17 protein-coding genes are annotated in these 18,353 nt (G+C 43.9%); 12 read left to right on the top strand and 5 right to left on the bottom strand.

Features of this window, described 5'->3' with window-relative positions:
- Positions 1-115: 115 nt before the first annotated feature.
- Positions 116-1,198 carry a DUF2855 family protein gene (locus ACS8FD_RS06270; RefSeq protein ID WP_439274981.1) on the bottom strand — a complete coding sequence of 361 codons (1,083 nt, stop codon included), beginning with the start codon at positions 1,196-1,198 and terminating at the stop codon, positions 116-118.
- Positions 1,199-1,375: 177 nt separating this feature from the next.
- On the opposite strand from ACS8FD_RS06270, the gene ACS8FD_RS06265 reads away from it, so the two are divergent.
- Positions 1,376-2,119, top strand: coding sequence for a M90 family metallopeptidase (locus ACS8FD_RS06265; protein WP_439274980.1), 744 nt, complete (start codon positions 1,376-1,378; stop codon positions 2,117-2,119).
- 105 nt (positions 2,120-2,224) lie between these two features.
- Here ACS8FD_RS06265 and ACS8FD_RS06260 read toward each other — a convergent pair whose 3' ends face one another.
- A complete protein-coding gene (locus tag ACS8FD_RS06260; RefSeq protein ID WP_439274979.1) occupies positions 2,225-2,884 on the bottom strand; it encodes a hypothetical protein in 660 nt (219 codons plus the stop codon).
- 533 nt (positions 2,885-3,417) lie between these two features.
- Positions 3,418-4,002: a hypothetical protein gene (locus tag ACS8FD_RS06255; RefSeq protein WP_439274978.1), complete on the bottom strand. Its 585-nt coding sequence runs from the start codon at positions 4,000-4,002 to the stop codon at positions 3,418-3,420.
- Between the two features lie 287 nt (positions 4,003-4,289).
- On the opposite strand from ACS8FD_RS06255, the gene ACS8FD_RS06250 reads away from it, so the two are divergent.
- The 8 genes from ACS8FD_RS06250 (at position 4,290) to ACS8FD_RS06215 (ending at position 13,699) form a co-directional block, all read left to right on the top strand.
- A complete protein-coding gene (locus ACS8FD_RS06250; RefSeq protein WP_439275029.1) occupies positions 4,290-5,306 on the top strand; it encodes a LysR family transcriptional regulator in 1,017 nt (338 codons plus the stop codon).
- A 184-nt stretch (positions 5,307-5,490) separates the two neighbouring features.
- The gene (locus ACS8FD_RS06245) at positions 5,491-6,777 is read left to right on the top strand and encodes an NRAMP family divalent metal transporter (RefSeq protein WP_439274977.1); all 1,287 of its coding nucleotides are present in this window, start codon (positions 5,491-5,493) and stop codon (positions 6,775-6,777) included.
- Positions 6,778-7,253: 476 nt separating this feature from the next.
- The gene (gene prpB / locus ACS8FD_RS06240; protein ID WP_439274976.1) at positions 7,254-8,144 is read left to right on the top strand and encodes a methylisocitrate lyase; all 891 of its coding nucleotides are present in this window, start codon (positions 7,254-7,256) and stop codon (positions 8,142-8,144) included.
- A gap of 36 nt (positions 8,145-8,180) precedes the next feature.
- Entirely contained in the window at positions 8,181-8,837 is a 657-nt protein-coding gene (locus ACS8FD_RS06235; RefSeq protein WP_439274975.1) for a DUF2059 domain-containing protein, read from the top strand.
- A gap of 94 nt (positions 8,838-8,931) precedes the next feature.
- On the top strand, positions 8,932-10,059 hold the full coding sequence (gene prpC / locus ACS8FD_RS06230) for a bifunctional 2-methylcitrate synthase/citrate synthase (protein WP_439274974.1): 1,128 nt from the start codon (positions 8,932-8,934) through the stop codon (positions 10,057-10,059).
- Between the two features lie 262 nt (positions 10,060-10,321).
- Positions 10,322-12,967 (top strand): Fe/S-dependent 2-methylisocitrate dehydratase AcnD, encoded by a 2,646-nt coding sequence (gene acnD / locus ACS8FD_RS06225; RefSeq protein ID WP_439275028.1) that lies wholly within the window; start codon positions 10,322-10,324, stop codon positions 12,965-12,967.
- Between the two features lie 138 nt (positions 12,968-13,105).
- Positions 13,106-13,417 carry a type II toxin-antitoxin system Phd/YefM family antitoxin gene (locus ACS8FD_RS06220; RefSeq protein ID WP_439274973.1) on the top strand — a complete coding sequence of 104 codons (312 nt, stop codon included), beginning with the start codon at positions 13,106-13,108 and terminating at the stop codon, positions 13,415-13,417.
- 21 nt (positions 13,418-13,438) lie between these two features.
- Positions 13,439-13,699, top strand: a complete 261-nt coding sequence (locus ACS8FD_RS06215) for a Txe/YoeB family addiction module toxin (RefSeq protein WP_439274972.1) — start codon at positions 13,439-13,441, stop codon at positions 13,697-13,699.
- 11 nt (positions 13,700-13,710) lie between these two features.
- Here ACS8FD_RS06215 and ACS8FD_RS06210 read toward each other — a convergent pair whose 3' ends face one another.
- The gene (locus tag ACS8FD_RS06210; protein ID WP_439274971.1) at positions 13,711-13,863 is read right to left on the bottom strand and encodes a hypothetical protein; all 153 of its coding nucleotides are present in this window, start codon (positions 13,861-13,863) and stop codon (positions 13,711-13,713) included.
- 86 nt (positions 13,864-13,949) lie between these two features.
- On the opposite strand from ACS8FD_RS06210, the gene prpF reads away from it, so the two are divergent.
- Positions 13,950-15,173 (top strand): 2-methylaconitate cis-trans isomerase PrpF, encoded by a 1,224-nt coding sequence (gene prpF, locus ACS8FD_RS06205; protein ID WP_439274970.1) that lies wholly within the window; start codon positions 13,950-13,952, stop codon positions 15,171-15,173.
- Positions 15,174-15,182: 9 nt separating this feature from the next.
- On the opposite strand, the gene ACS8FD_RS06200 is transcribed toward prpF, so the two are convergent.
- The gene (locus tag ACS8FD_RS06200) at positions 15,183-15,647 is read right to left on the bottom strand and encodes a DMT family transporter (protein WP_439275027.1); all 465 of its coding nucleotides are present in this window, start codon (positions 15,645-15,647) and stop codon (positions 15,183-15,185) included.
- A gap of 100 nt (positions 15,648-15,747) precedes the next feature.
- On the opposite strand from ACS8FD_RS06200, the gene ACS8FD_RS06195 reads away from it, so the two are divergent.
- Both ACS8FD_RS06195 and ACS8FD_RS06190 read left to right on the top strand, forming a co-directional pair.
- Entirely contained in the window at positions 15,748-17,610 is a 1,863-nt protein-coding gene (locus tag ACS8FD_RS06195; RefSeq protein ID WP_439274969.1) for an ABC transporter ATP-binding protein, read from the top strand.
- Between the two features lie 112 nt (positions 17,611-17,722).
- Positions 17,723-18,343 carry a GNAT family N-acetyltransferase gene (locus ACS8FD_RS06190; protein ID WP_439274968.1) on the top strand — a complete coding sequence of 207 codons (621 nt, stop codon included), beginning with the start codon at positions 17,723-17,725 and terminating at the stop codon, positions 18,341-18,343.
- Positions 18,344-18,353: the final 10 nt, after the last annotated feature.

The raw sequence follows: 18,353 nt of genomic DNA, 5'->3' as shown, positions 1-18,353 counted from the left end.
TAGGGCAATACACAACAGAGGTTTGATATTAAAATTTTGTTTTTATTCGATTTTTTTTCATTCTATCGTTAACCCTAAACAAAAAGGGCAGCTCTAGTAGGGTGCTCATACTCAATTACATCACTACCACCAAGCCCTCATCCGCTGGAATATGACCCGCACAAACGTCTTTATAAACTTCTGATAGTCCTTCAATCCCATCTAGCTCTTTAACTTTTAGCCAAGAACTGGTTTTTTTGGCACATTGCATAATATATTCGCTAGTGCGTTTGTTGGATTCCTCAGCGCCTAACTCTTTCATTAGCTTTTGAATATAACTTGGCGCAAAGAACTGCTCGCTACGCTCCTTAATAATGCCACTCATCTGACGCGGCTCTTCCCAGTGAGTCAGTCCGACATTGCTCGTGAAGCGCATATTATCGCCTAAGTGGCTATGCAATCGGCTCAACACCGCAAAGTTAGCAGACATATCGACGATGACGGTAGGCTTGCTCGCATCGATTTGTTCAAGATTGTCATAGCTCAGCACGCCATCATAAGCGTCTAGCGAAGTTACAAAGTCCAAGTTAGGAGTTGATGTCAGTCCAATAACGGTAGGCGCGCCCTTGTCCTCATCAAGTCCATAAGCGAGACCAATGCTAGTCTTGCTCGACGCACTAATAATGACAACTTGCTCAGCACCATACCAGTTATGACTCTTAAGTAAATCCAGCAAACAAAAAGCCGTTAGATGTAAGACGGCCAGCAGCATACGCAAGTTATCATGAGCTGGGTCATAGCTTGGCTCATGATTGACGCGTTGATATAAGTTATAGCTTGGTGGTAGATGAGCGCGGCGGTCACTACCATCCATTAAGCTTAAGCCATTGACTCGGATAGGGGTGAGCACTAGCTCATGGGCAGGCGGGAAGTAGCCAAAGAGTCTATCGCCAACAGGGATATCATCACTGTTAGATTCAATAACATCAGCGAAACCCCATACAGGAATAATGCCCCATTGGTCAGCGTTTTCGCCGTTAGGCGCAAAGAACTGCCAGTAGCGCAGCTGATCACCCATCACCGCATAAGTGATGTTATTGGCGGTAAAAGCAAAGCGATCGACTTTGACGAGTATTTCGCCATGACTAATAACAGGCTTATCGGTTTTCACGATTCGTGATTGGGTTAGATCGGCTTTATTGGTTTGAAACTCTAGCATGTCTTCATCCTTGATATGACTTGGCAGCTATTTAAGCGCCGCAAATTTAAGTACCACAAACATACTTTATCATATCACGACACTTATCTTATTTTGACGGCTACGATTATGCAGCAGATAAATGCGATAAGTGTGGTTTAATTGACATAACGAATAGAACCAATGCAAGGCAAAGATATGTTTGAGATGATAAAAGAATGGCGCGATCAACGTATTTTGGATAATAGCGAATTCACTAGCGCTGACTGGCAGCGAGCAGCGGGGCGTATCCCAATACTTGAGCGTCTCACTGATGATGAGATGAACGAGTTATTTGAGCTGGCAACGCTGTTTTTGGCGGATAAATCCATTACGGGGGCACAAGGTTTTAAGATTACTGATAAAGTCAGACAATCTATTGCGCTGCAAGCCTGTCTGCCGATCTTACATTTGGGTCTTGAGTGGTATAAAGGCTGGTCGTCGATCATCATTTATCCAGGGTCTTATAAAAGCGAAGCCAAGAGCGTCGATGAATTCGGCATTGTCCACGAAGGTCAACAACATCGTAGCGGCGAAGCTTGGCAGCGCGGGCCTGTTATTCTGTCATGGAAAGATGCCAAGCATTCCGGGGAGCGTGACGGTCATAACGTCGTCATACACGAGTTCGTCCATAAGCTTGATATGCTAAATGGCCGTGCTAACGGGTTTCCGCCGATGCAGCCGGATATGGATCCTGAACGCTGGACCAAGATAATGAGCCGCGACTTTGAAGATTTTCAGACCCATCGTAAATCAGGCCTAGATCGTTATGGCGCAACCAATCCTGCAGAGTTCTTTGCGGTATTAAGCGAAGTATTCTTTGAGACGCCGCAAAAGCTGGTCGACGCTTATCCGGATATTTACGATATTATGGTGAAGTTTTTTCGGCAGACACCGCTATGATACATATCTAAATATAAATATAAGGTACTAGATATAACGTACTAATACACAAAAAGGGCAGTTCAACAATGCCCTTTTTGAATAGTTATCAGTTAAATCAACACCTTAAACCGTCCACTGATCAGAGATAATAGCGACTAAGTAGCGCTTACCTTGATACTCATCGAATACCAAACGCATAGCACGCCAATCCATGCCGCCATATTGTTCGCTACCATTGTGATAAAACTCAACATAATCAACGTTTTGATATATTTTACTTAAATTATCAATACTATTGCCGGTAGCTTGGCTGTCGTTGATAGTTAGGGTTGATTTATCATCGAATACATCTGCATGTACCCAAGTCTGCAAATAGTCAGGTAAAGGGGTGATTAAGGGCTTTCCTGAACCATCTTTTTCGCCCCAAGTGAAGCGAATGTCAGACTCTTGCAGATATTGAGAAAATTGAGCACGGCTAAAGGTTTTATCAGATTCTGGGCGCACATAAGCATACATTGAGACGCGTACGCCGCGTGTCGGATGAATATCATTAATAATGCTAGCATAGTTGCCATTAGCCAAAGCTCGTTGAATACGTAGAGCCTGCTGTTCAAGTGTCTGCGTCGGTGCTGACGTAGAGTTTTGATTATGGTGCGCAAGAGTGTTGATAGCTGCATTATGTTGTACGGCGCTGTTTTGCGCATTAATGGCAGACTGACAACCAACAAGGACTAATGGCACAGCTGCAGTGATAAGTTGTAAAGTATGAGATAGTTTGGTCATAAAATATCCTTAACGTGGCAAAAAATTATCGCAATGACTCGTTATTTATAATAACGTCGATAAGTTATCAAACATCAATAGTAAATGTCATACGATTAAAACATATCTGCTAAGTCATACTTTTGAAACTTATAGCGTGGTCTAATAATAAACTCAATATAGATCTAACTAAAAACGCTAAATAAACATGACGAGTATTAGAGTAATAGCTTCTACCGCCATAAGTAAAAGCCGTTGGTTTGTTTTCGCATAATGTATATTATGTTAAATAAGTTCTATTAGAGTGTTGATTCTACAATAAATATCATTCTATTGTTCGTCTGTCATGCCAGCCAGTGATTTTGATAACTTCCTTCTTATACTCTTTGCGTATCCATGAGCCATTGTATCCATGAGCCATTGTCGGTTTTATCTTTTTTGCTTACCGGTGTTTTAGCCATGTTTCTTTATTCTCTAGTTGTGATACTTGCAATTGGTACGATGATTGGTTCGCTCTATCTTTGTGAGTGAGGTAAAAAAAACGACGCTGTATGTTAATAATCACTATCACGATATAACGTACTTTGTGCTTCTTTGGCAAAATCCTCATAGCTTACGGTCGTTTGTTTGTCAGCTTGCAAGCTTTGTTCCTCAGCGACTTCTTGGTTACTTTGTGAGATTTGCTTATCTCCTAACGGATCGTCACTTTTTTTACTATCAGTTTTTGCACTATCAATTTCTATATTATCAGGGCTAGCGCTAGTATTTTCGGTTACAGCGGCTGTGCGGTTATCGGTTATTATCTCTTCAGGAGCTATTGGATCTTCGTTTGCAGTGGCTACTAGATCTTCAGTAGATGAGCTATCGGTAGTATTTAAGCTAAAGAGAACGGCGGCCGCTCCCAAGAGCACTAACACCATACTCGCCGCAACAATTTTTAGGCCACTACCCTTGTTAGTGAATATCGTGCTTAGAAGTTTGTTGTTCTTTTTTTGTCCTGAAAAATACTGTAGCTCCTCTTCACTCAAGAGGCTATGAGCTAAGCTTCTATCGATACTGTTATTCTCAATATTATTGACACTATTATTGATACTACTATCTTGAGCTTCATTGCCGCTATTGTCATTTGAATCGTGCATAGTACACCAATCAGTTTTAGTATTAATCGAATGCTCACTTATCGTCATAAAGCTGCAATGAAAAAAAATGCTACGATAAGCCTATCATAGAGCCAATTATTATATAGCCATAAAGCCAAAAACATCTAGATGAATGGCTACTATTTTTTAAAGACAAGCTCTTTAAGTGTAATATAGAGGTTTTTTGATATCTGCAAAAATAGCATTAAAGGTATCAAAACCCTGAGCAAATGCTATTGGTTACGGCATGTGAGTATCTAGGCGTAGTCAGTATGAAGGAAGCAAATATGGACTTAAAACAGCTAAAGGCCTTTATTGCGGTTGCCAAATTACAGAGCTTTAGCGCTGCTACCCAAGCTACTGGTCTGTCTCAGCCTACCCTGAGCCGTCTGCTGAAACAGCTAGAGCGTGATCTAGAGGTAGTGCTAATCGATCGCTATCACCGTCCACTGCAGCTAACAACTGCCGGCCTGTTTTTTTATGACAAAATAAGTGCTTTATTGATAGAGCTTGATGCCGTCACTCATATGACCCAGCGCCTATCGGCACCTAGCAAAGGCTTGAATATAGGCTTTGTACCCTCTGTACTTTATGGCCTGTTGCCTGAGGTTATTGCTACTTTTAAGCAGCAAAACGCTGATATCGAAGTGACTCTCAAGGATATCAGCTCTTATCAGCAGATAGAGGCGCTAAAGTCTGGTGAGATTGACGTGGGTTTTGGGCGCTTTGCCCATCAAGATCCTTGGATACAACAAATACTACTGCGCCATGAGCGCTACCTCGTAGCCCTGCCAAAGGCGCATGCACTAGCTGAAGTCAAGGAACAGCGCTTGCTGGATTTGGCCAATAGCCACTTGATTCTGTATCACCAAACCCACCTACCCGGCTTAATTAATACTGACTCTACTGCTGATGACACGAGTATGAGCACTCGAGATAAAAGTGCAAAACAAAGCGCCAAATCCGCTACAAATTCAGTGACTGATTCAGTTACTGAGCCGCTGTTATACCTATTTGCCCAGCACGGAATTACCCCGCTCAGAACCAGTAAAGTCAGTGATCTACAAGTGGCGCTCGGCCTCGTCGCTGCAGGAGAAGGCATCACCTTAGTGCCTGCAAGCCTACAAGTGATGCGAACCAAACAGATCAGCTATCAGCGCTTGATCCATGAAAACGTTACCTCCCCTATTTATTTACATACACTAAAAGACTTTACCCACCCAAAAGTATCCGATCTACTCACTGCTATCTATGAGATCTATGAGCAGCGCGGCATTACTTACCGGCGTCAGCAGTTTGTCTAAGGTAAGCTAATAGTTATTATTCGCAAACCTGCTAGGTGTGCTAAAGTCACCGAAAAAAAGCCCCTACAAACTTCAATCGACTATACTTTCTCACGAGTATTGCTCATTATGACATTTTCTAACTTTATGGGTCAGCTATCACAGGTCAGTGATAGCTTGTCGCCTGATGTAAACTGAGGTATCTATGACCACACAACGAATAAATAACCCTGATATAAATAGCCAAGACGATGGCCGCGCGCCTGCAGGTTTTAGTTGGCGAATTTTTGGTCCAGGTATCCTGATGGCAACAGCCGCTATTGGCGGCTCGCATCTGATCTCATCGACGCAGGCAGGCGCGATATATGGCTGGCAGTTAGCTATTATGATTATCTTAGCCAATGTCTTTAAGTATCCGTTTTTTCGCTTCGGTACTGATTACGTCTACGACACCGGCGAGAGTTTGATTGCCGGCTATGCCAAGCGCTCAAAAGGCTATCTTTGGATCTATTTTATTCTCTCGATCTTATCAGCCATCATTAGTACCGGCGCAGTATCTTTGATCGCAGCGGTCATCTTAGGCTTTATGCTGCCCACCTCAATTGGCCTCTCAACGATTAGCTTATCGCTCATCATCGTCGCAGTCTCGTGGTTATTTTTGATTGCCGGTCATTATAAGTTGCTCGATGGCGTGACCAAGTGGATTATGATTGCACTGACAGCAGCCACCGTAATTGCCGTCCTTATCGCAGCCGGCAAGCCTACGGTGATGACGGCTGACTTCGTTGCCGCCTCGCCTTGGAACCTCGCCACTCTAGGTTTCATCGTCGCGTTAATGGGCTGGATGCCGGCGCCATTGGAGTTTGCCGCTATTACCTCGATGTGGACATCGGCGAAGAGAAAGACGGACAATACCACCCATCGTCAAGGTCTATTAGACTTCAATGTAGGCTACGCGGTTTCGGCGATTTTGGCGTTGTTCTTTTTATCGCTTGGCGTTTTTGTGCAGTATGGTTCAGGCCAAGAGATTGAGCTAGTTGGCGGCGCTTATATTAATCAGCTGATTAGTATGTATACTAATACCATAGGCGACTGGTCGCGGCTATTGGTCGCCTTTGTCGCCTTTATGTGTATGTTTGGCACGACGATTACTTGCGCCGATGGTTATGGCCGTGCCAATGCGGAGTGTTGGCGACTGATCAAAGGTCAAAGTGAAATCAACAAAAAACAAATCGCCTTTTGGACGACTTACGCTATCGGCGGCGGCTTAGTGATTATTACCTTCTTTACCGGACAGCTCGGCTCTATGCTCAAGTTCGCTATGATATCGGCGTTTGTCTCCGCCCCTATCTTTGGTTGGTTGAACTACTCTTTGGTACGCAGTCATCAAAAGCTCTCTGCTGGCATGAACGCCTTATCGATTGCCGGTTTATTGTTCCTCGGCGGCTTTGCGCTCCTATTCTTGGCCAATCTTTTTGGTCTGCTCGGCTAGTGTGTTTCATAATCGGATAAAGTGCTAGTTGCTGTTTATCACTGCTAATTCCTACTATTTAATACTTAAAGTCCTTATAGCTAAGCTATAAGGGCTTTTTTGTGCTAACTGTCATAAAAACTGACCAACGCTCATTTAACCTTTCTTACGGTATAAAAAGCCACAATAATAGTAGCTATATAATTGTAACTAAATGTAATGGAAAACAGCTTGATTGCCCTATTTGATAAAGCAATTTGAATACTAAAACGATGCAATGAGCGAATATATGAATATAATTATTCAATAATTGAATACTATTAACTTATTTAAACAATCTTTTTATTAATTATTGAATCACTGGTGCCATTCTTACTTTGCAATAGTAGTGATTAAGTGTACTCTTAAGCGACAAACTATATCGCACACTCAAATTCATTACTTAACGGTCAGACTCTCTCTACGTTAAGTCATCTCCTCTATGCAAGGATTCTCATATGAGCTTATCAGCTGGCGCGCGCTTTCGTAATGCGATGCAACAACAAAACTCCAATAACCTGCCTTTACAAATCGCTGGGACTATCAACGCTTACACTGCCATGATGGCTACCCAAGTCGGTCACAAAGCCATTTATCTCTCTGGTGCTGGCGTGGCGAATGCCTCTTTTGGTCTACCCGATTTGGGCATGACCAGCCTTGATAATGTACTAGAAGACGCGCGCCGTATCACTGATGCCGTAGAGACGCCGCTATTAGTCGATATCGATACGGGTTTTGGCGGTGCCTTTAATATCTCGCAAACCATCAAAAAGATGGAAAAAGCGGGCGTGGCAGCCGTACATATCGAAGACCAAGTGGCACAAAAGCGCTGTGGTCACCGCCCGAATAAGGAAATCGTCAGTATCTCAGAGATGGTCGATCGTCTAAAGGCCGCTATGGATGCCAAAACTGATCCTGACTTTGTGGTGATGGCGCGTACCGATGCGCTGTCGGTCGAAGGTTTGGACGCTGCAGTTGAGCGCGCAGTTGCTTTTCAAGAGGCAGGCGCAGATATGATTTTCGCCGAAGCCTTGACGGATATCGAGATGTATCGTAAGTTTACCGATGTATTAGACATTCCTGTCCTTGCCAATATGACAGAGTTTGGTCAGACCGATCTGTATACGACCGAACAGCTATATAGTGTCGGTGTCGATATGGTGCTCTATCCTTTATCAGCGTTTCGCGCAATGAATAAAGCCGCGCTTAATGTCTATCAGCACCTATTAGACGACGGCACGCAAGAAAAAGTTGTCGATACGATGCAGACACGCATGGAGCTATACGACTTCTTAAACTATCATGAGTTTGAGCAAACACTAGATAAACTGTTCGCTGATAATAAGTAGTGTAGCTGTTGATATTCACCAAACTTTAGGGTCTTTATGTCAGTTGTTATTCATATTAAGAAGCAAACCTTATCCAAAGTCTCATTAGGCTGTGCTTTAGCTGCTGCGGTATTTATTACCGGCTGTAATGATACCTCCACTACAGAAGCGACAGAAGCGGTGGAGGAAGTCGACACCGTCAATGACACGGCCATCGTTGCTAATGATGATGCCGCTACTAACGCTCCTGCTGATTCAGATGAGCTGGTCATGACGACGATAACGCTAGATACCGTCGATCAAATGCTATTTGTACCGCTACTGACTAACGGCGAGCTGAGCCAAGAGCAAGTCAGCTGTCTCGAGGCTCGAGACAAAGACTTGGGTAAGGCGGAGGTCGATGCCTTTTATAAAAGCAAATTTAGTGATGCTGAGCTTGCCTCACTAAATGAGTTTTATGCCTCGGATGTGGGTCAAAAGCTACTAGACTTCGGTAATGAGCAGCTGCTTATTATGAACGGCCAGCAAGTCGCTACGCCAATGCCTGATCCTACTCCTGAAGAGATGGCTGAGATTCAGACCTTTATGGAATCACCGCTTGGCGCTAAGTATATGGAAGTCAATAACGCTGAAGGCGCTGGCAGTGCTATGGAGGTGATAAATAAGCCTCTCAATGCCGAATTTGAGCGTTGTAATATCGATATAGAGCTATAGAGTTTTAAGTAAAGTAAATCCGTTCACCCTATTAGTATGATTTTTCGTGAAGTTGTTTCGTTCAACCCCAAAAGCCACCAAAAGGAATTTAATCATGGCAGCACAAAAAGAGTTATCAGGCGCAGGTCTACGTGGTCAAGTCGCTGGCAAGACAGCCCTCTCAACCGTTGGTAAGTCAGGTTCTGGCCTGACGTACCGCGGTTACGATGTCTCGGATCTTGCAGATAAGTGCATCTTTGAAGAAGTCGCTTATCTACTACTGTATGGCAACTTGCCAACTCAAAGCGAGCTTGATGACTATCAAGCCAAACTAAAAAAATTGCGTGGCCTACCGCAAGCGCTAAAAGATGTGCTTGAGCGTATTCCAAAGGACGCGCATCCGATGGATGTGCTGCGTACCGGCTGCTCGATGCTAGGTAACCTCGAGATGGAAACCGACTTCTCACAAGAGAATGATAAGACTGACCGTATGCTCGCGGTATTTCCCTCTATCATTAATTATTGGTACCGCTTCACGCACGACAATGAGCGTATCGAGACAGAAACTGATGATGATACCATTGGTGGTCATTTTCTGCATTTGCTCAAGGGTGAAAAACCAAACGAGCTACATACTAAGGTGATGAACGTCTCACTTATTCTGTATGCTGAGCACGAGTTCAATGCGTCAACCTTTACCGCGCGTGTCTGTGCGTCTACCTTGTCTGACATCCACTCATGTATCACAGGCGCGATCGGCTCCTTGCGTGGTCATTTGCATGGCGGCGCGAACGAAGCAGCAATGGATATGATCGAAGGCTTTAGCTCGCCTGATGAAGCTGAAAAAGAGATGATGGCCATGCTTGAGCGTAAAGATAAGATCATGGGCTTTGGTCATGCCATCTATAGTGAGTCTGATCCACGTAATGTCGTGATCAAAGGTTGGGCAGAAAAATTAGCTAAAGATGTCGGCGATACCGTGCTCTATCCTGTTTCTGTTCGTGCCGAAGAAGTGATGTGGCGCGAGAAGAAATTATTCTGTAATGCGGACTTTTTCCATGCTTCCGCTTATCACTTTATGGGTATCCCGACTAAACTATTTACGCCCATATTTGTGTGCTCGCGTCTAACCGGTTGGGCGTCTCACGTTTTTGAGCAGCGCGCTAATAACCGTATCATTCGCCCAAGTGCAGAATATACCGGTGAAGAGCTACGTCCTGTGCCTGATATAAGTGCTCGTTAGTATTTTGAGTATTTGTGACAGAAAATAGAGTTGTAGGATGGGTTAGCAAAGCGTAATCCGACTAGCCCTCCTTACAATTTATTTTAAATCTACCCTACCCTTTATTTAGCAAAGTCTATATTTAATAGGTTTTTTGAAAATAAATTTTGCTAAATAAACTATCTCTAAAAAACCTCTCTTAAACCTCTTATACACCTACAAAGGAAAGCACGCCATGAGCGATGATAGCAAGCAGCCTTTAACGCAAGTTAATCCGCAAACCATGAATGAGCAATACAAAAAACCACTTCCCAATACTGACTTGCATTATTTTGACGTCGAGCAAGCCGTCAACGAGATTGAGCCGGGCGCTTATGCCAAGCTACCTTTTAGCTCAAAGGTGCTGTGTGAAAACCTTGTGCGCCGTTGTCCGCCAGAGGATCTGACCGAAGCGTTATCGCAGCACATCTACCGTAAGCAAGAGGTTGACTTTCCTTGGTATCCTGCCCGTGTCGTGTGCCACGATATCTTAGGCCAGACCGCCTTTGTTGATCTTGCAGGTCTGCGCGATGCCATCGCGGCGGAAGGTGGCGACCCCTCCAAAGTCAATCCAATCGTACCGACTCAGCTCATCGTCGATCACTCATTAGCGGTTGAGCACGCAGGTTTTGAAGAGGACGCTTTTGAGAAAAACCGCGCAATTGAAGAGCGCCGTAACGAAGACCGTTTTCACTTCATCAACTGGTGCCAGTATGCCTTTGATAACGTCAACGTCGTACCGCCGGGTAACGGCATTATGCACCAAATCAACCTAGAAAAAATGTCGCCTGTGGTACAAGTTGTTGCCGACCAAAACGGTGACGCGGTGACGTTCCCTGATACTTTAGTCGGCACGGATAGCCATACACCGATGGTCGATGCCCTTGGCGTTATCTCTATCGGGGTCGGCGGACTTGAGGCCGAAAGCGTCATGCTGGGTAATCCTTCCTATATGCGCTTGCCGAATATCGTTGGCGTTGAGCTAACCGGTAAGCTGCAAGAAGGTATTACCGGTACGGACTTGGTCCTCGCGATGACTGAGTTCTTACGCGAGGAAGGCGTGGTTTCCGCCTATCTAGAGTTCTATGGTGAAGGCGCTCGTAACTTAACCGTTGGTGATCGTGCCTCTATCTCGAACATGACCCCAGAGTATGGCGCAACCGCTGCGATGTTCTCTATCGATGAGCAAACCATTGATTATCTACGTCTAACGGGCCGTACTGAGCAACAAATAAAAACCGTTGAAGCGTATGCTAAGCAAACCGGGCTTTGGGCTGATGGTATGGTCGACGCTGAATACGACCGTGTACTACATTTTGACTTATCCAAAGTCGTGCGTAATATCGCCGGACCCTCGCGTCCGCACGCGCGCGTCTCAACCACTGATCTGGTTAAAGAAGGTATCGCGCACGGCGAAGGTAACAAGCTGCCTGAGCCAAAAGATGGCCTAATGCCAGATGGTGCGGTTATTATCGCCGCTATCACCAGCTGTACCAATACTTCTAACCCTCGTAATATGGTAGCAGCTGGCATCGTAGCCCGTAATGCCGTCGAAAAAGGCTTATTGCGCAAGCCTTGGGTTAAGTCATCCTTAGCGCCAGGCTCCAAAACCGTTAAGCTGTATTTAGAAGAGTCTGGTCTACTACCTGAACTGCAAACCTTGGGCTTCGATGTCGTCGCCTTTGCTTGTACCACTTGTAACGGTATGAGCGGTGCGCTTGATCCTGAAATCGAGCAAGAAATCATCGACCGTGATCTATTTAGTACCGCCGTACTCTCAGGTAACCGTAACTTCGATGGTCGTATCCATCCATACGCCAAGCAAGCGTTCTTAGCGTCACCGCCGCTAGTCGTTGCTTATGCTATCGCCGGTAATATCCGTTTCGATATCGAAAAAGACTCGCTTGGCAAAGATCAAAATGGTAATGATGTCTATCTAAAAGATATCTGGTTTGATGACGCGGAAGTTGATGCTATCGTTAAAGCTTCGGTTAAGCCAGAACAGTTCAACGAAGTCTACATCCCAATGTTCGATGAGGCCAAAGCTGAGGCAGGACGCAACGAGGCGTCCGTCATCGATCCACAGTACGACTGGCGTGAAATGAGTACGTATATTCGTCGTCCGCCGTATTGGGAAGGCAAAATGGCGGCGATGAATCGTCTAAAAGGTTTACGTCCATTAGCGGTACTCGGCGATAACATCACCACCGATCACATGTCGCCATCCAATGCCATTATGGGCGATTCTGCTGCTGGCGAGTATCTCGATACGATGGGTCTGCCTGCCGAGGACTATAACTCTTATGCGACGCATCGCGGCGATCACTTAACTGCGCAGCGTGCGACTTTTGCCAATCCTAAGTTATTGAACGAGATGGTACGTGACGAAGACGGCAGCGTCATTCAAGGCTCACTCGCTCGCGTTGAGCCAGAAGGCCAAGTGATGCGTATGTGGGAAGCGATCGAGACTTATATGAATCGTGAACAGCCACTTATCATTATCGCTGGTGACGGCTATGGTCAAGGCTCAAGCCGTGACTGGGCCGCTAAAGGTGTGCGTCTCGCTGGCGTGGAAGTCGTCGTCGCAGAAGACTTTGAGCGCATTCATCGCCAAAACTTAGTTGGTATGGGCGCCCTTCCCGTACAGTTCAAAGAAGGCACCAACCGTGAGACGCTAAACATCGACGGTACAGAAGTCTTCGATATCAAAGGTGAAGTATCCGCTGGCGGCGAGATGACGTTAGTGATTCATCGCACTGATGGTACAGTCGATAAAACGCCTGTTATCTGCCGTTTAGATACGGCTGATGAAGTGAAGATGTATAACTCTGGCGGTATGCTACAACGCTTTGCGAAAGAGTTTATCGAAGGAACGATTGATATTGCTTAGTTTTTGGCGTGAACGCTAATAATTAGTAAATGAGCCGATGTTGTATAGAAATATGGCATCGGCTATTTTATGCTTATTGATATACTTTTATAAATAGCGTAACATGTACTATTAACTGTACAAGTATTGGAGACTGTTATGAGAGTGATTAGTTTTTCAGAAGCGAGAAAGCATCTAAAATCGGTTTTAGACACCGTTAATGATGATGCCAATGCCACTATCGTGACTCGCCGTGATGCAGATGATGCTGTGGTCATGTCCCTTGATTACTACAACAGCCTGATGGAAACTGTCTATTTATTAAAATCTCCTGCTAATGCAGCTCATTTAGCAAAATCAATTGCGCAATATCAAGCTGGCAAGACAGCAGAGCATAATCTAATAAATGATGCAGATATAGATGACGCTGACCTCAATATCAATAGTGAAAACAATACTGAAGATGCTTAATATGATAATGAGTAAAAGGCTATGAGTGAACAGTTAGCGTGGACGGATGCGGCTTGGAAAGATTATCTATATTGGCAGTCGCAAGATAAAAAAACCCTTAAACGTATTAATAAGTTGATCACTGACTGTAAACGAAATCCATTTGAGGGCATTGGCAAGCCAGAACCTTTAAAAGAAAATCTATCAGGATTTTGGTCTAGGCGTATCAATGATGCCAATCGTTTAGTCTATGCCGTTGACGATCATTACCTAACTATTATTTCTTGTCGCTATCATTATTAAGACAATCTATTTTATTCAAGCTCATAAGGCTCAACTTTATCAGCCTCAACTTCCTCTAGAGCGATTGTTAATTGACGGACAAATTCATAAGACAACTCAGGATTATCTTGCATAATCCGCTCAATTTTAGCTGATCTTTCGTTTGGCATTTTATCCATATCCATGATGATCTCTATCTTTAGCTACTTTATCTTTATTCATATTAGCAATAAAACATAATTAAATCATAACTATATTAAGGACTCCCACAATGACCCAACCAAAATTCTCTCCGCAAATATCAGTCCCCGTGACATATATGCGCGGTGGTACTTCTAAAGGCACGTTCTTTAAATTATCCGACTTACCGGAGCGTTGCCAAGTTGCTGGCAAGGCACGCGACAATTTTTTATTGCGCGTTATCGGTAGTCCCGACCCTTATGGCAAACAAATCGATGGCTTAGGTAATGGCAGCTCTAGTACCTCAAAGACGGTAATTTTGTCTGAGGCAAAACAAGCCGATCATGATGTTAATTATCTGTTTGGACAAGTCAATATCGCAAAGCCGATGATTGATTGGGCGGGTAACTGCGGTAATTTAACCGCAGCGGTTGGCGCTTGTGCGATTAATATGGGTATCGTTGATGCGGCAAAAGTAGCGACCAGTAGCGAAACTGGCATTTGTGAAGTACGTATTTGGCAAGAAAATATCGGCAAAACCATCATTGCTCATGTGCCAGTCTATAAAGACGAGAATGGTCAAGTGCAAGTACAAGAAACGGGCGATTTTGAATTAGACGGAGTCACTTTTCCTGCTGCTGAGGTTAAGATTGAATTTATAGATCCCGTCGATTCCTCAAGTGATATGTTTCCAACCAATAATCTCGTCGATGATTTTGATGTCTCAGGTTGCGGCTTAAATAAAGATAGCGTTAAAGCCACTTTTATTAGCGCCGGTATTCCTACTATTTTTATGAAAGCAGAAGATTTAGGATTTAGCGGTACTGAATTGCAAGGCGACATTAATAGTAATAGCGAGCTACTGGCTAAACTAGAAAACATCCGTGCTCGCGGCGGTGTCGCTATGGGACTATTTAAAGACGAGTCTGAGGCGCAAGCGAGCCAACATATTCCTAAGATCGCTTGGGTTGCTCCAGCGGCGAGTTACACCGCATCGAGTGGTAGTGAAGTTGCCGCTAGCGATATTGACTTAGTAGTACGTGCCATGAGTATGGGGCAATTACATCATGCGATGATGGGCACCGCAGCGGTAGCGATTGCCGCGGCTGCTACTACGCAAGGGACACTAGTTAACGAAGCGGCTGGCGGCGGTAGTCTTAGCGAAGTACGTTTTGGTCATCCTTCTGGTACGTTATTAGTCGGCGGTAAAACGGAGCAAGTCGATGGGCGCTGGCAAGCCAAAAAAGTCTCTATGAGCCGCTCTGCGCGTCGTATTATGATGGGAGAAGTTTTTGTACCAGCGAATGCGTTTTAAGTCGCAATATTAAGCTACTGTTTTAGTCTCACCATATATCATTAACATACCACCAAGAGTAACTAAAGCTAAGCCGGCGATTTTGTAAATATCTATTGCTTTAACTTCTAAACCAAACAATCCCGTTTGGTTTAGAATCAGGGCAAAATACATTTGTCCAAGAAAGACCCAAAGCAGTGTATTTCCTGCACCAATTTTGGGCGCGGCAATAAACATAAATAAAATATAAAAGCTGCCCAAAAGACCCGGCAGCCACATCCACCAAGTAGCATTTTCTATAATGGGTGGCTTAATACCTCCACTCATTACATACGATAGCAATAAAGAAGCTAACGCCCCACCTAAGTACAAATAAAAGGTAGATTGTATTTGCGAAGCCTGTGTACTTTCTCGAAAAGCGTTAACGATAGCCAATTGTAGCGGAACAATAGCTCCGCCTAAAAGGCTTATCAAGACGTAAGGAAGGATTTTCAAACGTTTACTACCCAAGAGATAAATACTTAGTATAACTAAATAATATCAATATTAGCTTGCGAATATAGATTTTTAACAGCGATTACTTTACCCTACTAAAATGCCAACCACTCCTAATCTCAGCAAATCCCCTTTTAAAAAGCCGCCAGTTAAAAAGACTGAGCGGCGGGCGCTACTTTGGAATATCCTAAAAAAGCTCGCTGTCTTTGCCGCGCCTTATAAAATACTGATTGTGGCTACCTTAGTATTGACGGTGTTAGGCTCTTTTACCGCCCAGGTTAATGCTTTTGTATTGAAATACACCGTCGATACTTTAACTGAGATTGCCGCTCTAGCCGATCCTTGGCAGGCAGGTTTGCGTATGCTGGGTATTATTAGCGCGGTACTATTAACCAAAGAGATACTGTCGATATTTATCTCTTTCGGTCAGCGCTTTTTTGGCGAGAAAATTCGTATCAATCTATCGCGGGATTTATCGCAAAAGATCATCGAGCGTATTCTTACCTACCGTATGGCGTTTTATACCAGTAGCGAGAATGATAGCGGTAAGCTGCAAACCCGTATCGATTATGGCGTGATGAGCCTGACCAGTCTGGTGCAAAACTTCTTTATCGATATGCTACCGCTGTTTGCCAGTGCCATTGTCTCGCTTATTATCATGTTCTCGACTAACTTTTGGATTGGCCTCGTTGGTCTAATTATTATTCCGATTTACTTCTTTATTAGTCAAAAGCAAGCCCGGCGTCTGCAAGGCTTTCGCAGACAGATGCGCGGCTTTCGGGAAGCCAAAAGTGGTTTGGTTATTTCACTGATTAACTCGATTAGCGTGGTCAAATCCTTCGTTCGCGAGCCTATTGAAGCGGATAAACATTGGACCATTCAGCGCGACATGACTGATAATCAGCTGCGTATTCGCAGTATTGGCTTTATCTATGACGCAGTAAAGACCTTTATCGAGCAGATTGGTATTGTCGTTATTATCCTATTGACGGCCTATTTTGTCCTGCAGGGTCAGATGACCATCGGTATGATTTTGTTCCATGTACTACTGTTTCAAAACGTCGCCGCCCCTATCCGTCAATTGCATCGTATTTACGATCAAATTAATAACGCTTTAACTTATGCTGAAGGTTTTTTTGAGATATTAGAAGATGACAAACAAGTTGAAAACATAAAGGGTATCAGTAGCAAAAACCTAAAAGGTCATATCGAGCTTAAAAATGTCGATTTTACTTATCCAAATGGTACTCAAGCATTAAAAGACGTCAGTTTTGAGATTCGCCCTAATCGCATTACCGCGCTTGTGGGGCTAAGTGGCGCAGGTAAGAGTACGATTATCAATTTATTAGTCAAATTTTATGAACCAGATGCAGGCATGATTTGCTTAGATGGACATGACCTAAAAGATTGTGATACTCATGATTTACGTCAAAATATCGGTCTGGTATTACAGAGTAATCATATTTTCTCAGGGACTATCAGCGAAAACATTCGCTATGGCGATATGAATGCGACGCTAGATGAGATCATAGTCGCCGCAAAAAAAGCTTCTATTCATGAACAAGTGATAAAGCTTGCAGATGGTTATGAGAGTACGGCCAAATCCTTATCAGGAGGTCAGCAGCAGCGTATTGCGCTGGCTAGAATGTTCTTAAAAGATCCGCCGATTGTATTCTTAGATGAGCCGACCGCGAGCCTCGATGCTATCGCCAGTCAGCAAGTCAAAAAGAGCTTGGATCTGATCAAACAAGATAGAACCGTGATTATGGTGTCGCATAATATTGCGCAGATTATCGACGCCGATGATTTAGTCGTTATTGAAAACGGTCAAGTGGTCGAGACTGGTACGCATGAAGCGCTCTATGATAAAGGCGGTAAGTACTATGAAATCTTCAGTGCCATGTCTGATAGCTTAAATTTGGACAAAATCAGTCAGACGATTAATCATACGGCTGATACTTAAAATCTGGATGGTTGATAAGACTTTATGTCGCTATAATGCGCTTTTATCTTTTAATCCTGTACCACCTTTACTCTCTCAATCTGATAACCCACTTGTATAAAGCAGCCCCATTATGACCGCTATGTTTGCTATAAAAACTTTCGATGAGTTAACCTCAGTTGATATTTATCACATCTTAAAAGCGCGCTCGCAGGTGTTTGTGGTGGAGCAAAACTGCGCTTATCAAGATATGGATGAGCTAGATTTTGACTGTTTACATCTGGTCGCACATCAGAACGAGTCGCTCGTTGGCTACTGCCGTATTATTCCACCAGAGTATAATACTCTTAGATCTAATCTTGGTGTCACTGACGATGATCAGCTCAATACGGCTATGTCTGCTATCGGACGTGTATTAGTAGTATCAGCGTACCGAGGCCAAGGGCTAGCGCGGCAGATAATGACTCAAGCCATCGCCCATTGCCGCAAAAAATATGGCAAGAAGCGCCCTATTATAATCTCCGCACAGACTTATTTGCTCAGCTTTTATCAGTCATTAGGGTTTGTGCCGGAAGGTGATTATTACCTTGAAGATAGTATCGAGCATGTGAATATGGTGCTACGAGTCGCTAAGAAAACTAAGATCAAAAAAATTAGTAATACAACTACCAGTACGACTTCAAAGGTTTTAAGCGCTCTACTTTTTATATTGGTTGCACTATTTATCCTAGGGCTACTGTACTTGATGATCTAAAAATTGAATA

Source organism: Psychrobacter sp. 1U2 (genome assembly GCF_051847575.1).
This window is presented reverse-complemented; position numbering and strand designations above follow the sequence as displayed.

Excerpts from the sequence above, each read along its gene's own strand:
- ACS8FD_RS06220 (WP_439274973.1), top strand. The coding sequence starts at position 13,106 with ATGAGAGTGATTAGTTTTTCAGAAGCGAGAAAGCATCTAAAATCGGTT.
- ACS8FD_RS06235 (WP_439274975.1), top strand. The coding sequence starts at position 8,181 with ATGTCAGTTGTTATTCATATTAAGAAGCAAACCTTATCCAAAGTCTCA.
- ACS8FD_RS06260 (WP_439274979.1), bottom strand. The coding sequence starts at position 2,884 with ATGACCAAACTATCTCATACTTTACAACTTATCACTGCAGCTGTGCCA.
- ACS8FD_RS06265 (WP_439274980.1), top strand. The coding sequence starts at position 1,376 with ATGTTTGAGATGATAAAAGAATGGCGCGATCAACGTATTTTGGATAAT.
- ACS8FD_RS06210 (WP_439274971.1), bottom strand. The coding sequence starts at position 13,863 with ATGGATATGGATAAAATGCCAAACGAAAGATCAGCTAAAATTGAGCGG.
- ACS8FD_RS06190 (WP_439274968.1), top strand. The coding sequence starts at position 17,723 with ATGACCGCTATGTTTGCTATAAAAACTTTCGATGAGTTAACCTCAGTT.
- ACS8FD_RS06245 (WP_439274977.1), top strand. The coding sequence starts at position 5,491 with ATGACCACACAACGAATAAATAACCCTGATATAAATAGCCAAGACGAT.
- prpC (WP_439274974.1), top strand. The coding sequence starts at position 8,932 with ATGGCAGCACAAAAAGAGTTATCAGGCGCAGGTCTACGTGGTCAAGTC.
- ACS8FD_RS06255 (WP_439274978.1), bottom strand. The coding sequence starts at position 4,002 with ATGCACGATTCAAATGACAATAGCGGCAATGAAGCTCAAGATAGTAGT.
- prpB (WP_439274976.1), top strand. The coding sequence starts at position 7,254 with ATGAGCTTATCAGCTGGCGCGCGCTTTCGTAATGCGATGCAACAACAA.
- ACS8FD_RS06215 (WP_439274972.1), top strand. The coding sequence starts at position 13,439 with ATGAGTGAACAGTTAGCGTGGACGGATGCGGCTTGGAAAGATTATCTA.
- ACS8FD_RS06270 (WP_439274981.1), bottom strand. The coding sequence starts at position 1,198 with ATGCTAGAGTTTCAAACCAATAAAGCCGATCTAACCCAATCACGAATC.
- ACS8FD_RS06195 (WP_439274969.1), top strand. The coding sequence starts at position 15,748 with ATGCCAACCACTCCTAATCTCAGCAAATCCCCTTTTAAAAAGCCGCCA.
- ACS8FD_RS06250 (WP_439275029.1), top strand. The coding sequence starts at position 4,290 with ATGGACTTAAAACAGCTAAAGGCCTTTATTGCGGTTGCCAAATTACAG.
- prpF (WP_439274970.1), top strand. The coding sequence starts at position 13,950 with ATGACCCAACCAAAATTCTCTCCGCAAATATCAGTCCCCGTGACATAT.
- acnD (WP_439275028.1), top strand. The coding sequence starts at position 10,322 with ATGAATGAGCAATACAAAAAACCACTTCCCAATACTGACTTGCATTAT.